Consider the following 12,638-nt stretch of genomic DNA (forward strand, 5'->3'; position numbering starts at 1 on the left):
CACCGTGAAACTTAAGGATCGCTCCGTTTGCGAGCCATCGACAGCTGTCACGCATCCGTGTCCCGGATCTCAGACATATGTCTGAAGGAATGCGAGAATGGCGGGATGAAGGGCGACTACCAGGACCTGGTCGACGAGATCTCCGCGCTGCTCGCCATGCCGGCGACGCTGGAGAACCGGGACTTCGGGCTGATCGCCTTCGGCGCCCACGACAGCGACAGCTCCTTCGACGAGACCACGATCGATCCGGTGCGCACCCGGTCGATCCTGACCCGGAAGTCCACACCGGCCGTCCGTGCCTGGTTCGAGGGCTTCGGCATCGCGCGTGCGATCGGCCCGGTCCGCATCCCCGCCGCCCCGGACGCGGGCGTCTTCCGTGACCGCATCTGCCTGCCGGTCAGACACCGGGGCGTCGTCCTCGGATACGTGTGGCTGCTCGACGCCGATCCCGGCCCGACCACGGAGCAGCTCACCGCCGCCATGGAGGTGGCTGAGCGGATCGGCACCCTGATGGCGGACGAGGAGCGCGCGGGATCGGACCTGTCGCGTGAGCTACGGGCGGTGCTGGCCGCCGAGCGCGGCTGGCAGTACGACATGGCGGTGGCGGCGCTGCGCACCGCGCTGGGCCAGGACGCCGACGGGACGCACACGGTGGTGTGCGTGACGCCGTGGCCCGCACAGGACGCGCCGTCGGCCCGCGCGCTGCCGGGCACGGCGGCGCTGTGCACGGTGCCCCTGGGGGCGGGTGCGGCGTTCGCGGCGGCGACGCACAGCGCCGACCGGCCGACGGCGGACCGGGCCCTCGCCGCGCTGGTGCGGCTGCGCTCGGCGGACAACGCGGCTCCGGCGCTGGGGGTGGCCGCCCGGCTCCGCGACGCGGCGGGGCCGCCCCCCACGCCGGCGCCCGGCCATGCCTCGGCCGGCGCGGGGGCCGCGGGCGCCGGGGGTGCCGCGGCCGGCGTGGCCGCGGCGCGGCGCGGGCTCGGCGAGCTCGACGCGGCCTGGCGGGAGGCCGCCTCGGCCGCCCGGGCGGTGCTGGCCGAGCCACGGCTCGGCCCGGTCGCCCACTGGCCGGATCTCGGCCCGTACCGGATGCTGACGTCCCTGCCCCAGGACGCGACCGACGACCCGGCCGTGCGGGAACTACTGGCGCCCGCGCACGCCGAACTGGCCCGTACCGCAGAGGTGTTCCTCGACAGCGCGGGTCAGGCGGGGCGTACGGCGGCGACGCTCGGCATCCACCGGCAGACGCTCTACTACCGCCTGTCGCGCGTCGAGGCGCTCACGGGACTGGACCTGGACGACGGCGAGCACCGGCTGCTGCTGCACATGGCGCTCAAGGGCGCCCGGCTACGACGATGACGTCCGGGCGGCGTCGATGACGCGCCGCAGCCCTTCGGTGAGTTCCTCCGCGCGGGTCGCCGTCTGCGGGTCGAACGTCCACTGGGCGATGAGCCCCATCATCAGCGTCATGTAGAACTTGCCGACCGTGTCGACCTGTTCGTCGTCGACGTCGGGCTCCTCGCCGCCCATCAGCATCGGGATGATTCCCCGTGCGCCTTCGCGCTGGGCGCGGGCCAGGTGGTCGCGGACGGCGGGCACCTGGTCGCCCATGACCACGATCTCCATGCTGAGCCGCCACAGCGAGTCGGGGCCCTGCATGGTGCCGATGATGTTCGACCAGACCTCCTCGAACCGCTCCAGTGATCCCGGCCGGGTCCCGGTCGTGGCGCGTTCGCCTGCGTCGAAGTCGTCGGAGACGCCCTCGACCAGCGCGATGTACGCCTGGGCGAGAAGCGCGTCCTTCGAGCCGTAGTGGTACCCGATCGACGCCAGATTCGTCCCCGACTCCTTGACGATGTCCCGCGCGGTGGTGCGCACGAAACCCCTTTCCAGCAGGCAGCGCTTGGCGCCTTCGAGCAGATCCTCTCGATGTCCCATGCGCGCAGCCTAACCGCCGCCCCATACGACCGTCCCATACGCGCGTCCCGGACGCTTGTCCTACACAGCCGTTCTAGACAAGCGTTTAGGACGTGCGTACATTGCTGCGCATGACACATTCCGCCGCATCGCCGGTCCGCGCCGGCCGCCGTGAGTGGACCGCCTTCGTGGTCCTGCTGCTGCCGCTCCTCCTGGTCTCGATGGACGTCTCCGTCCTCTACTTCGCCATCCCCGCGATCAGCCGCGAGCTCGACCCCAGCAGCACCCAGCAGTTGTGGATCTTCGACATCTACGCCTTCGCCCTCGCCGGGCTGCTGATGACCATGGGGTCGATCGGCGACCGCATCGGGCGGCGCAGGCTCCTGCTGCTCGGGGCCACCGCGTTCGGCCTCGCCTCGATCGGCGCCGCGTACGCGCAGAGCGCCGACATGCTCATCGCCGCACGGGCGTTGCTCGGCATCGGCGGCGCGACCCTGATGCCCTCGACCATGGCCCTGGTGCGGAACATGTTCCGGGACGACAGCCAGCGCACGAAGGCGATCGGCATCTGGTCCGGTGCGATGGCCGGCGGTATCGCGCTCGGCTCGGTGATGGGCGGGGTGATGCTGGACCACTTCTGGTGGGGCTCGGTGTTCCTCGTCAACGTGCCCGCGATGCTGCTCCTGCTGGTCCTGGTGCCCGTGCTCGTACCGGAGTTCAGGGATCCGGCCCCCGGCCGGTTCGACCTGCTGAGCGTGCCGCTGTCGATGGGCGCGGTGCTGCCCGTGGTCTACGGGCTCAAGGAGATCGCCTCCGACGGCTACCACCCTGTCGCGGCCCTGTGCATCACGGGCGGGCTCGCGATCGGATACGTCTTCGTGCGGCGTCAGCGCCGACGCGATGACGCGATGATCGGCAAGGCGCTGTTCCGGGCACGCGGCTTCGGATCGGGCGTCGCCCTCATCACCGTCGCCATGTTCGCCATGATGGGCTCCGCCTACTTCACCACGCAGTACCTGCAGTCCGTGCTCGGCATGGGACCGATGGAGGCCGCGCTGTGGAGCACCGCGCCCTCGCTCGCCGTCGGCGTCGCCGCCCCGGTGGCCGGCATGGTGGCCCAGAAGACCGACCGTGCGCACGTGATCGCCGCCGGATTCCTGATCGCGGCGGCCGGATTCGCCCTGCTGCTCTCCTCCGGCACCGACTCGCTGTGGATCGTGCTCGGCGCCGCCGCCGTCATCGGCTGCGGGATCGTCACCGTGATGGCCCTGGTCTCCGACATGGCGCTGGCCGCGGCACCGCCGGAGAAGGCCGGTTCGGCCGCATCGCTGCTCGAGACGGGACAGGAGTTCGGTGGCGCGCTCGGCATGGCGGTACTGGGCAGCATCGGCACCGCCGTCTATCGCCGGGACATCGCCGATCCGGCCCCCGCCGGCCTGCCGCCCGAGGCTCTGGACACGGTCCGCGACACCCTCGGCGGAGCGAGTGCTGTCGCCGCGGAGCTGGGCGGCGGCACGGGGGCCGCGCTCCTCACGCATGCGCGTGAGGCGTTCGTGCACGGGATGCAGGGGGCGGCGGTGGCGGGCGGCGCCCTGATGATCGTCGCGGCGGTGCTCGGCGCCGCACTGCTGCGAGGGCGCGTTTGTGAGCGCCCTCAAGGGCCGGGGGCCCCGGCCGAGGCACTGACGCGCCGTTAGGCAGGTGGGGGTCTGTTCCCCCACCCCGCCCTCCCCCTACGGCCTGGCGGCCGTGGGCGGTACCCCATCCCGAAACCGGGCTCCGCCCGGCCCCGTACCGCCCTTCGGGCGTGGGGACCCCCACGACTCAATCTCCCCCTGCGGCCTGGCGGCCGTGGGAGGTACCCCCAGCGGGGCTGCTTCGCCGCCCGTCCGGCGTTTGAGGACACCGCGCGAGGCGCGGTACGGGCCGGGGGCTTGTCCCGGTTTCGGGAAAGGGCGGGGTAGGGGAAAGCGTCCCCCGGCCACCACGCCTCGCGCACGAGAAAGGGCCCGGTTTCCCGGGCCCTTCTGGCGTCTGGAGGCGGACTGGATCAGTCCGTGAGGTTCACCGAGCGCGCCGACGTCGCGCCGATCTCCTCCGCGATCTCCGTGAGCACCGACTGCGGCACCGTGTCGTCCACGGTCAGGACGACGAGCGCCTCGCCGCCCTCCTCCGCGCGGGAGACCTGCATGCCCGCGATGTTGAGGCCCGCCTCGCCAAGGATGCGGCCGACCGTGCCGACGACGCCGGGACGGTCCTCGTACCGCAGGACGACCATGTGGTCCGCGAGCGCGAGGTCCACGTCGTAGTCGCCGACGGCAACGATCTTCTGGAGGTGCTTGGGGCCGGCCAGGGTGCCGGAGACGGCGACCTCCTCGCCGCCCGAGAGCGTGCCGCGCACGGTGACCACATTGCGGTGGTCGGGGGACTCCGAGCTCGTCGTCAGACGGACCTCGACGCCGCGCTCCTGCGCGAACAGCGGCGCGTTGACGTACGAAACGGTCTCGTCGACCACGTCCTCGAAGACGCCCTTGAGCGCGGACAGCTCGAGCACCTTGACGTCGTGCTGGGTGATCTCGCCGTACACCTCGACGTCGAGACGGACCGCGACCTCGCCCGCCAGCGCGGTGAAGATGCGGCCGAGCTTCTCGGCGAGCGGCAGACCCGGGCGCACGTCCTCGGCGATGACACCGCCCTGGACGTTGACCGCGTCGGGGACGAGCTCGCCGGCGAGCGCCAGGCGCACCGAGCGGGCGACGGCGATACCGGCCTTCTCCTGGGCCTCGTCCGTGGACGCGCCGAGGTGCGGGGTGCAGACGACCTGGTCGAGCTCGAACAGCGGGGAGTCGGTGCACGGCTCCTTCGCGTACACGTCGAGGCCGGCGCCGGCGACCCGGCCCTCCTTCAGCGCCGAGTACAGCGCCGCCTCGTCGACGATGCCGCCGCGAGCCGCGTTGACGATCCGGACGGTCGGCTTGACCTTGTGCAGGGCCTCGTTGCCGATCAGGCCGAGCGTCTCGGGGGTCTTGGGGAGATGGACGGTGATGAAGTCGGAGACCTCGAGCAGCTCGTCGAGCGTGAGGAGCTTGACGCCCATCTGTGCGGCGCGCGCGGGCTGCACGTAGGGGTCGTACGCGACGATCTTCATGCCGAAGGCGGACATGCGCTGGGCGACCAGCACACCGATGCGGCCGAGGCCGACGACGCCGAGGATCTTCTCGCTGAGCTCGACGCCCGTGTACTTCGAGCGCTTCCACTCGCCGTTCTTCAGGGCGGTGTTGGCCTGGGGGATGTTGCGCGCGGTGGCGACGATCAGACCGCAGGCCAGCTCGGCGGCGGTGACGATGTTGGACGTCGGGGCGTTGACGACCATGACGCCGGCCTTGGTGGCGGCGGAGACGTCGACGTTGTCCAGGCCGACACCGGCGCGGGCGACGACGCGCAGCTTGCGGGCCGCGGCGATGGCCTCGGCGTCGACCTTGGTGGCCGAGCGGACCAGGATGGCGTCGGCATCGGCGATCGCGGGGATGAGCTCCGCACGGTCGGCGCCGTTGCAGTGCCGGATCTCGAAGTCCGGACCGAGCGCGTCGACGGTCGCGGGCGACAGCTCTTCAGCGATGAGTACGACAGGTTTCGAGCTCACGTGAGTCCTCACATGTCCAGTGCGGACGGCCGTCCCGACGGCCGCAGGCGGTGGAGGGGGCTAGCCGCGTGGAAGACGCACGACACTGTGGGCCTGACGCGTATGTAGTGATGAGTGTAGTGGTGCACCAGGGTGCGTCTTACGCCTCGGTGGAAGGATCACTCGTCCGTGGCTGGACGAAGTGGCGGGGCGAGGGGGCCGGGCTGCGGCCCCCTCGCCCACCCGGTCACGCCTCGTCGTTGTCGACCCAGCTCATGAGCTTGCGAAGCTCCTTGCCCGTGGTCTCCAGCAGGTGGTTCTCGTCCTGCGTCTTGTACTCGTTGTACTTCTTCAGACCGCCGTGGTACTCATCCATCCAGTTCTTGGCGAACGTGCCGTCCTGGATCTCGGCGAGGACCTTCTTCATCTCGGCCTTGGTGGCGTCCGTGATGATGCGCGGGCCGGTGACGTAGTCGCCCCACTCAGCGGTCTCTGAGACCGACCAGCGCATCTTCTCCAGGCCGCCCTCGTACATGAGGTCCACGATCAGCTTCAGCTCGTGCAGGCACTCGAAGTAGGCGATCTCCGGCTGGTAGCCGGCCTCGGTCAGCGTCTCGAAGCCCGCCTTCACCAGCGCCGCGGTGCCACCGCACAGCACGGCCTGCTCGCCGAACAGGTCGGTCTCGGTCTCTTCCTTGAACGTCGTCTTGATGACGCCCGCGCGGGTGCCGCCGATGCCCTTGGCGTACGACAGCGCCAGCTCGAAGGCCTTGCCGGTGGCGTCCTGCTCGACGGCGGCGATGCAGGGAACGCCGCGGCCCTCCTCGTACTGGCGGCGGACCAGGTGACCCGGGCCCTTGGGGGCGACCATGGCGACGTCGACACCGGCCGGCGGCTTGATGAAGCCGTAGCGGATGTTGAGGCCGTGGCCGAAGAACAGCGCGTCGCCGTCCTTCAGGTGCGGGGCGATGGACTCCTCGTAGACCTGGGCCTGGATCGGGTCCGGGACGAGGATCATGATGACGTCGGCCTCGGTGGCGGCCTCGGCGGGCGTCACCACGCGCAGGCCCTGCTCCTCGGCCTTGGCCTTGGACTTGGAGCCCTCGTGCAGACCGACGCGGACGTCGACACCCGAGTCGCGCAACGACAGCGCGTGGGCGTGGCCCTGGCTGCCGTATCCGATCACCGCGACCTTGCGGTTCTGGATGATGGACAGGTCGGCATCGTCGTCGTAGAACAGCTCGGCCACTGGGATATCTCCTTGGAGTGCTGGTGTTGCGTCCCACCGTACGGCGGGAGGGGACGGGGAGGATTCGGGGTCTCGCCAGGCGAGAAGGCGTGTCAGGCGGAACGGTCCAGGGCCCGCAGCGAACGGTCCGTGATGGACCGGGCGCCGCGCCCTATGGCGATCGTGCCCGACTGGACGAGCTCCTTGATGCCGAACTGCTCGAGCATCTTGAGCATCGCTTCCAGCTTGTCACTCGAACCGGTGGCCTCGATGGTGACGGCGTCGGGCGAGACGTCGACGGTCTTGGCACGGAACAGCTGGACGATCTCGACGATCTGGGAGCGGGTCTCGTTGTCGGCGCGGACCTTCACCAGCACGAGCTCGCGCTGAATGGCGCTGCCGGGCTCGAGCTCGACGATCTTCAGGACGTTGACGAGCTTGTTGAGCTGCTTGGTCACCTGCTCCAGCGGCAGGTCCTCGACATTGACCACGATCGTGATGCGGGAGATGTCGGGGTGCTCGGTGACACCGACGGCGAGCGAGTCGATGTTGAAGCCGCGGCGGGAGAACAGGGCGGCGATCCTGGCCAGGATGCCGGGGGTGTTCTCCACCAGGACGGAGAGCGTGTGCTTGGACATGTGCGTCGTACCTCTTCCTACGGCTCTCAGTCGTCTTCGTTGTCGCCGAAGTCGGGGCGGACGCCACGGGCGGCCATGACCTCGTCGTTGGAGGTGCCGGCGGCGACCATCGGCCACACCTGGGCGTCCTCGTGGACGATGAAGTCGACGACGACCGGGCGGTCGTTGATCGCGTTCGCCTCGGCGATGACCTTGTCCAGATCGTCCGGGGACTCGCAGCGGATCGCGTAGCAGCCCATGGCCTCGGACAGCTTGACGAAGTCCGGGACGCGGGTGCCCGCGCTCTTCTCCATGCCGGTGGCCTCGGGGCCCGAGTGCAGCACGGTGTTGGAGTAGCGCTGGTTGTAGAACAGGGTCTGCCACTGGCGGACCATCCCGAGGGCGCCGTTGTTGATGATCGCGACCTTGATCGGGATGTTGTTCAGGGCGCAGGTGGTGAGCTCCTGATTCGTCATCTGGAAGCAGCCGTCGCCGTCGATCGCCCAGACCGTGCGGTCGGGGGCGCCGGCCTTCGCACCCATCGCGGCCGGGACCGCGTAGCCCATCGTCCCGGCGCCGCCGGAGTTGAGCCAGGTGGCGGGCTGCTCGTAGTCGATGAAGTGGGCGGCCCACATCTGGTGCTGACCGACGCCCGCGGCGAAGATCGTGCCCTCGGGCGCGAGTTCGCCGATGCGCTGGATGACCTGCTGCGGGGCGAGGCTGCCGTCGTCGGGCTGCTCGTAGCCCAGCGGGTAGGTCTCGCGCCAGCGGTTGAGGTCCTTCCACCAGGCGCTGTAGTCACCGGTGTTGCCCTCGGTGTGCTCGGCCTGGACCGCCTGCACCAGGTCGGCGATGACCTCGCGGGCGTCGCCGACGATCGGGACGTCGGCGGTGCGGTTCTTGCCGATCTCGGCCGGGTCGATGTCGGCGTGGACGACCTTGGCGTACGGGGCGAAGCTGTCCAGCTTGCCGGTGACGCGGTCGTCGAAGCGGGCTCCGAGGGCGACGATCAGGTCCGCCTTCTGCAGCGCGGTGACGGCGGTGACCGAACCGTGCATGCCCGGCATTCCCACGTGCAGGGGGTGGCTGTCGGGGAATGCGCCCAGCGCCATCAGGGTGGTGGTGACGGGGGCTCCGGTGAGCTCGGCGAGGACCTTCAGCTCGGCGGTCGCGCCGGCCTTGAGGACGCCGCCGCCGACGTACAGCACCGGGCGCTTGGCGGCGGTGATGAGCTTGGCGGCCTCGCGGATCTGCTTGGCGTGCGGCTTGGTGACCGGCCGGTAGCCGGGCAGGTCGGTCTGCGGCGGCCAGCTGAAGGTGGTCCGTGCCTGGAGGGCGTCCTTGGCGATGTCGACCAGGACGGGGCCCGGCCGGCCGGTCGAGGCGATGTGGAACGCCTCGGCGATGGTGCGCGGGATGTCCTCGGCCTTGGTGACCAGGAAGTTGTGCTTGGTGATCGGCATCGTGATGCCGCAGATGTCCGCCTCCTGGAAGGCGTCCGTGCCGATCGCCTTGGAGGAGACCTGGCCGGTGATCGCGACGAGCGGCACGGAGTCCATGTGCGCGTCGGCGATCGGGGTGACCAGGTTGGTGGCGCCCGGGCCCGAGGTGGCCATGCAGACGCCGACCTTGCCGGTGGCCTGCGCGTAGCCGGTGGCCGCGTGGCCGGCGCCCTGCTCGTGGCGGACCAGCACGTGCCGGACCTTGGTGGAGTCCATCATCGGGTCGTACGCCGGGAGGATGGCGCCGCCCGGAATACCGAAGACCGTCTCGGCCCCTACTTCCTCGAGAGAGCGAATGAGGGACTGCGCACCCGTGACGTGTTCGACGGTGACGGACGGCTGTCCGCCGCTACGGGCCCGCGGCTGAGGATGGTGGGCCCCGGAGGCCTGCTCGGTCATCGGCTTCTCTTCTCGATGCTGAGGGTTTTTGCGAGGGTTTGGTACGTGCCGGTGCAACAAAAAACCCCTCGTGCCGTGAGGCAAGCGAGGGGAGCGCGTCGGGAGGTGTCCGCAGAGCCTGATCGGTGCGGCTCTGCTCAGCCGACGCGCTTTCCAAGTACGAGAATTCGGGTGCGCATGGCACTGACCCTCTCCCCGCCGCGCCGTCACTGTCAAGTGGGTGGGACACGCGTCTCATTATTTGAGCCATTCCGGGCAGGCGGAATGCCCACGGTCAGAACCGGCATCGACATCCCCGCCGGGACCGGGTACTGGTCCCTGACCAGGGCACGGCGCAGCCGGTACTCGTCCAGCGGCCCCGCGAAGGCCATGCCCTGACCGTGCGTGCAGCCCATGGCCCGCAGCGCGAGCACCTGCTCCGGCATGTCCACTCCGTCCGCGACGGACTGCATGCCGAGATCGCGGGCGATGCGCAGCAGCCCGCTGGTGATCTTGTGCAGCCGGGCGGACTCGACCACGCCCTCGACCAGGCCGCGGTCGAGCTTCAGCACGTCCACGGGCAGGCGCCGCAGGGCGTTGATGGCCGCGTAGCCGCTGCCGAAGCCGTCCAGGGCGATCCGTAAGCCGAGTCTGCGCAGAGCGACCAGCCGCTGCTCCAGCTCGTCGAAGGAGATCCGCGGATCGCTGTCCGCGAGCTCGATGACCAGCGCCCCGGAGGGCAGCTGGTGACGGGTGAGCAGCGCCTCGATCGAGCCAAGCGGCAGGGACCTGTCCAGCAGCAGCCGTGCCGACAGCCGCACCGAGACGGGGGTCGGATGGCCGAGTCTGCCGCGCTCGGCGGCCTGCTCCACGGCCTCCTCGAGCAGCCAGCGGCCGAGCTCGGCGGTGCGGTTGCCCTCGTCGGCGACCCGCAGGAACTCGGCGGGGGTGAACAGAATGCCCTGCGCCGAACGCCATCGGGCCTGCGCGGACACGGCGGCGATCCGTCCGGTGGTCAGACTCACCACGGGCTGGTGCAGGAGGGCGAACTCGCCGTCGTGCAGGGCACTGCGCAGCCTGGCGGCCAGCTCGGTGCGGCGCACCACGTCGGCCTGCATCTGGGGCGCATACAGCTCGACGCGGTCCTTGCCGGCGGCCTTGGCGCGGTACATGGCGAGGTCCGCGTTGCGCATGAGGTCGGTGGGGCTGATGCCCGGCTCGGCGAAGGCCACGCCGATGGAGGCGGCCACCCGTACCTCGGCGCCGTCGATGCGGTACGGCTGGGAGAGCATGAGCCGCAGCCGGTCGGCGATCTCGTGCACCTGGAGCTCGCGGGCGGTCCGGTCGTGGGTGCCGTCGCCGACGATGAGCGCCGCGAACTCGTCGCCGCCGAGCCGCGCTGCGGTGTCCCCGGCCCGTACGGAATCGGCCAGCCGGCGAGCCGCCTGGATCAGCAGCTCGTCGCCCGCCTGATGGCCGAGACGGTCGTTGACGCCCTTGAAGCCGTCGAGGTCGATGAAGAGCACGGCGGTGCCCGGGTCGCCGGACCTGCGGCCGGTGAGGGCGCGGCGGACCTGCTCGGCGAACAGGGCGCGGTTGGGCAGGTCGGTCAGCGGGTCGTGCTCGGCGTTGTGCTGGAGCTGGGCCTGCAGGCGCACCCGCTCGGTGACGTCCCGGCTGTTGAAGATCAGCCCGCCCTGGTGGCGGCTGACCGTGGACTCCACATTGAGCCACTCGCCCGTGCCCGATCGGAAGCGGCACTCGATGCGGGTCGTCGGCTCGTCAGCGGCGGCAGCGGATGCGGACGCGGCGAGGAACCGGCGCACCTCGTGGACGACACGGCCGAGGTCCTCGGGGTGGATGAGAGAGGCCAGCTCGGAGCCGACGAGCTCCTCGGCGTCACGCCCGTAGACCTTGGTGGCCGCGGGCGAGACGTAACGCAGGACACCCGTGGGCGCGGCGATCATGATGACGTCGCTGGAGCCCTGGACCAGGGAGCGGAAGTGGTTCTCCTTCTGGGCCAGTTCATGGGTGAGCGCGATGTTGTCCAGGAGCATGATGCCCTGCCGTACGACGAGGGCGAGGACGACCGTGCAGCCGGTGATCACGACCACGCGGTCGACACGGCGGTCCTCGGTGACGCTGTACAGGATCCCCAGCGTGCACACCGCCGCGGCGAGATACGGCGTGAGAGCGGCGAGCGAGCTCGCGAGGGGCCGCCCGGCCTGGCGGGGCTGGCGCGGCGGTCCGCCGGCCTCGGTGGCGCGGCGCGCGCCCCAGGGTGCGTACGCGAGCAGCAGCGAGCCGGCGAACCAGCCCGCGTCGAGCAGCCGGCCCGACTGGTAGCTCTCGCGCAGCAGCGGCAAGGTGAACAGGGCGTCGCACAGCACGGTCAGGGCGAGCCCCGCGATCGCCGTGTTGACGGCGGAGCGGTTGGCCGGAGAACGCCGGAAATGGAGCGCGAGCACCATGCTGACCAGCACGATGTCCAGCAGCGGATAGGCGAGGGACAGCGCCGCCGGAGCCACGCTCTCGCCCTGGGCGTGCGCGGTGTGGGCGAGGGCGAGGCTCCACGACAGGGTGAGCAGTGAGCCGCCGATCAGCCAGGCGTCGAGGCCCAGGCAGACCCAGCCGGCTCTGGTCACCGGGCGCTTGGCGAGCACCAGGAGGCCGATGACGGCCGGGGGTGCGAAGCACAGGAAGAACAGGTCGGCGACGGACGGACTCGGCACCTCGCGCCCGAGCACCACCTCGTACCAGCCCCAGACAGCGTTGCCGGCCGATGCCATCAGCGAGGAGAGCGAGAACAGCAGCCAGGCGGGGCGGAGGCGGCACTCGGGTGTGCGCGCGTAGAAAAGGCACGAGACCGCGGCGACGAGCGCGGCGGCGCTGAGCCCGAAGTCGCCCATGATCAGCGCCAGTTCGCGCGAGCCCCAGCCCAGGGCCGCGCCCACGCCGTACCCGGCGCAGACGGCGGCCAGGGTGAGCTGCGGAAGCAGCGCGCCACCGCCCGAGACGGCGTCCCGGGCTATCACCGCTCCCGGGGCGCTCACCACGCCGCCGCCCTCGGGTGCGTGGTCGGCGGCTGGGGCCTCGCCGGGTGCGTGATCGGCGGGTGCGCCGAGCACGGTCGGCGCACCGGAGTGCGCACCGCCCGGTGGCGCCTGCACGGCGGAGCGCACAGCAGCCGCCGTCGGCGGCCCCGCCGCGTCGGTTCGTCGGTCCATCGACCCTGCATCGCCCGTCGCCCCCCTCAGGTCTGATCGGCCATCACCTCGCGTAGCAGCACCGCCCCTCGCGCCCGGTGCAGCCCCCAGGTCGGGACGATACACCAATATCGTCACTCAGGGACATAGGACCTCTACTCTCAG

At 70.8% G+C, this 12,638-nt stretch carries 8 protein-coding genes; 2 read left to right on the plus strand and 6 right to left on the minus strand.

Features of this window, described 5'->3' with window-relative positions:
* The first annotated feature begins 105 nt into the window (after positions 1–105).
* Positions 106–1,362 carry a PucR family transcriptional regulator gene (locus ACH5AF_RS10820; RefSeq protein ID WP_398901212.1) on the plus strand — a complete coding sequence of 419 codons (1,257 nt, stop codon included), beginning with the start codon at positions 106–108 and terminating at the stop codon, positions 1,360–1,362.
* On the opposite strand, the gene ACH5AF_RS10825 is transcribed toward ACH5AF_RS10820, so the two are convergent.
* Positions 1,351–1,941, minus strand: a complete 591-nt coding sequence (locus ACH5AF_RS10825; protein ID WP_398901213.1) for a TetR/AcrR family transcriptional regulator — start codon at positions 1,939–1,941, stop codon at positions 1,351–1,353. The two genes, ACH5AF_RS10820 and ACH5AF_RS10825, sit on opposite strands and share 12 nt — an antisense overlap.
* Positions 1,942–2,051: 110 nt before the next feature.
* Between ACH5AF_RS10825 and ACH5AF_RS10830 the strand changes: the two genes are divergently transcribed.
* Positions 2,052–3,617: an MFS transporter gene (locus ACH5AF_RS10830; RefSeq protein ID WP_398901214.1), complete on the plus strand. Its 1,566-nt coding sequence runs from the start codon at positions 2,052–2,054 to the stop codon at positions 3,615–3,617.
* 353 nt (positions 3,618–3,970) lie between these two features.
* Here the strand turns inward: ACH5AF_RS10830 and serA are convergent, their stop codons facing one another.
* The 5 genes from serA to ACH5AF_RS10855 form a co-directional block, all read right to left on the minus strand.
* Complete coding sequence (gene serA, locus ACH5AF_RS10835; RefSeq protein ID WP_398901215.1) at positions 3,971–5,563, minus strand: phosphoglycerate dehydrogenase; 1,593 nt, start codon at positions 5,561–5,563, stop codon at positions 3,971–3,973.
* Between the two features lie 226 nt (positions 5,564–5,789).
* Positions 5,790–6,791 carry a ketol-acid reductoisomerase gene (ilvC, locus tag ACH5AF_RS10840; RefSeq protein ID WP_398901216.1) on the minus strand — a complete coding sequence of 334 codons (1,002 nt, stop codon included), beginning with the start codon at positions 6,789–6,791 and terminating at the stop codon, positions 5,790–5,792.
* 92 nt (positions 6,792–6,883) lie between these two features.
* Entirely contained in the window at positions 6,884–7,408 is a 525-nt protein-coding gene (gene ilvN / locus ACH5AF_RS10845; RefSeq protein ID WP_215184797.1) for an acetolactate synthase small subunit, read from the minus strand.
* Between the two features lie 26 nt (positions 7,409–7,434).
* Positions 7,435–9,288, minus strand: a complete 1,854-nt coding sequence (locus ACH5AF_RS10850; protein ID WP_398901217.1) for an acetolactate synthase large subunit — start codon at positions 9,286–9,288, stop codon at positions 7,435–7,437.
* Between the two features lie 212 nt (positions 9,289–9,500).
* Positions 9,501–12,320 (minus strand): putative bifunctional diguanylate cyclase/phosphodiesterase, encoded by a 2,820-nt coding sequence (locus ACH5AF_RS10855; RefSeq protein WP_398901461.1) that lies wholly within the window; start codon positions 12,318–12,320, stop codon positions 9,501–9,503.
* Between the last annotated feature and the right edge of the window lie 318 nt (positions 12,321–12,638).

The sequence above is a fragment of the Streptomyces sp. NPDC018833 genome, assembly GCF_044390825.1.
In the GTDB taxonomy this organism is placed as follows: domain Bacteria; phylum Actinomycetota; class Actinomycetes; order Streptomycetales; family Streptomycetaceae; genus Streptomyces.